The following is a 2,611-nucleotide window of genomic DNA, read 5'->3' as shown; positions in this document are numbered from 1 at the left end:
CGGGCATCGTGAAAAATCTATGGCAAAGAAAGCCTTATGTTCTCATAACTGACGATTAAATCGCACCTTCCCTAACGAAATCGCTTCTGTGTATTTATTGTCTAGGTCATTACTCGTTCTTTCAAGTGATTGGTTGTTTCCTTCAAGCATAAATAAAGATGGGTTAATGATTGGCTTATGGGATTTGATTAAATCAAAGAAATCGTTTGAGATATTCTCTTTTAATTCCCCATTAATGTATCTTGTGTTTAGTATGTTGAATATGTTTTTATCTAGAAGATAATGTGCGTTATTAGGTGTCATCCCTGCAGGAATCCATCCACCCTCCGTTATTGCTATTATTTTTAGTGACCAGTTGGTCTTTATATCTAACTTTGAAATAGAGCCGTGAGAGTTTGAAATGTCAGAGATGTCGCCGCTTGATGCTTTGTAACTTTTAAATCTCAGAGGAACTGTCTTTTCGACGTTGTCCTGTCCATTGAGTAATTCGGTTTCTTTAAATCCTAGTGGTGCAATGACTACATTTGTAAGCGTTATTTTTTCATTGTTCTCGTTTTCGAGGGTAATCGTTTTATCTCCCTTACTTTTTGAGATAGATAACTCACCTTCAAAAGTGTTGTCCATAAAAGCCCTCAATAAAATATTTTTTGTATCATTCCGATATCCTACATGGTTAATTTTTTACTGCCAATGTTTTAAACAGGTTGTGCACTTTTTCATTTTCTGATTAGACCTTCCACAGGGCACTTGCTTTATTCCTGATTGGAGTCGGTGCATTTGCGAAACAAAACCTTGAAATTCGATCCGACCATGATTTAACATCTCAGAAGTTATACCGTTGCAGACAATGCAACATGCCAATGTCCCGTGACCTGAGAGGGGCGCCTTCGGGTGGTCAAACGCCAAAGCCACATGAACCTGAGAGTGGTGCCTTAGGGCGGTAAACCCGTTAGCCTTTGAAAATGGGGATCGCATTCAATACATGCGAACAAGGTTTCCTTCACGAACTTGTGCGTCTTTGGCGTCCATTCTGGCAGCTTTAGCCTGCTTTTTTCGTTTCGTTTCGTTTTGATCCTTTTTGACGACTGCATTCGTTGCGAATTTTGCGGCGTGGGTATGACCATTTGGAACATTTGGGCATTTTCCACGACTGCATTATGAGCAGAGGAGCGCGGCGTCACTTGCGTTCGAGTGAAACGAGTACCAAGTGACGCGCGCAGCGCACTACGTCTCAACCCACGTACGACGTGGTTTTCAACGTTTTCGTACCAACTGAACAACACGTAACGAAGGGTTTTACGACCTTAAAGACGTCCTCTCATACGTTTTAACGCAAATTAACCAACGTCCTTTAACACGCTTATGCGTCAGGACTTCACTTTATTTAAGGAGAAATCGGCACGACATCGATGGCGACACCGGCAAGCAGCTGGTGTGTGGAGGCAGTCTGATGAATATCAGCCCGGCGAAAGCCGCGAACAGGTCAGAGACCTGGGGAGCCTTGCAATAACTCAACATTTCGCCGCCCCGATGCACAGATGTCTGCCGAGTAGCAGGAAGCGCAACCGTAACCGTGCCATCGGGGTGAAATACCATCGTCTGTAGCTTCAGTGCAGCCGGTGACAAAGCTTTTCCGTTCACTCAGACGGAAAAGCTCTGTCACCTTTTTAAGAGGAGAAGCTTTAATGGCTAAATTGAATAAAAATTTGAAAACACTTGCCAGACAAGCAGGAGGAAGTTTTAAAACTGTTGCCGATCGAATGAAAATTGCCGACAGGTTTGCTGACCGGTTGCAAAGTCTTAATATCCAGATAAGGGACATTAAAAATATCAAGACAGGGCATGTCGAATTATATGTTCGAAGTCGTCTTTCGGAAAACATATCAAAACGTACCTTGTAAAATGAAATGTCCGCCATTCGTTCTTTGTTACGGGTTGCAGGTAAAACGTTTATGGCTGATCCGTCTCACGAAAAACTGAGCAATGAAGCTCTGAAAATTTCAGGAACAAGTCGTGATGGAACAAAAGTGGCTATTACCGATGAACATCTTGATTCTGTACTTTCTTTAGTTAAGGAAAAAGATGAAGGCGTGGCTGTTGCCGTTCAGTTATCTCGTCTCCTCGGTTTACGAACAGAGGAAACTATCCAGTCGGTTAAGTCACTTTCTACATGGAAGAAAGCCTTGCAGAACGGAGAGGATAAAATCAGAGTGGTTTTTGGAACGAAAGGTGGAAGGCCGAGAGATACGACAATTATAAAACGTGAAGAAACAATAAAGTTATTAGCTGTCGCATTGAAATACACAGCAGAACATAATGGAAAACTCATTGATAAACCCTCCTTACACCTTGCCATTGAGCGATACAGAAATATCGTACGTGAAGCGGGAATGGTTGGAGAGTTTGCGCCTCATAGCCTCAGGTACGCTTATACACAAGATGTGATTGGGTTACATTTAAAAAATGGCTTTAATGTAAAAGAAGCTCAGGCTCTTGCTTCGATGGATTTGGGACACGGTGATGGTCGTGGACATTATACCCAAGTAACTTCAAGATGCAGGATGGTAGTGCTTAAACAACCTATCCCTACGACTGACTTGGGTTCACTGGC

The 2,611-nt window shown here is 42.6% G+C and carries 1 protein-coding gene and 1 pseudogene; one reads left to right on the top strand and one right to left on the bottom strand.

All coding sequences use genetic code 11. From position 1 onward, the window contains the following. Positions 1-42: 42 nt before the first annotated feature. Complete coding sequence (locus ACSZO4_RS25300; protein WP_437891842.1) at positions 43-624, bottom strand: hypothetical protein; 582 nt, start codon at positions 622-624, stop codon at positions 43-45. 1,061 nt (positions 625-1,685) lie between these two features. Between ACSZO4_RS25300 and ACSZO4_RS25295 the strand changes: the two are divergent. Beyond that, a pseudogene (locus ACSZO4_RS25295) lies at positions 1,686-2,537 on the top strand (integrase domain-containing protein); the annotation flags it as partial. Positions 2,538-2,611 lie beyond the last annotated feature (74 nt).

This window comes from Phytobacter sp. V91, from assembly GCF_965644225.1.
Classification (GTDB): Bacteria; Pseudomonadota; Gammaproteobacteria; order Enterobacterales; family Enterobacteriaceae; genus CBFFRJ01.
Note: the sequence above shows the minus strand (reverse complement) of the source record. Positions and strands in the feature narration are given on the sequence as shown.

Excerpts from the sequence above, each read along its gene's own strand:
- ACSZO4_RS25300 (WP_437891842.1), bottom strand. The coding sequence starts at position 624 with ATGGACAACACTTTTGAAGGTGAGTTATCTATCTCAAAAAGTAAGGGA.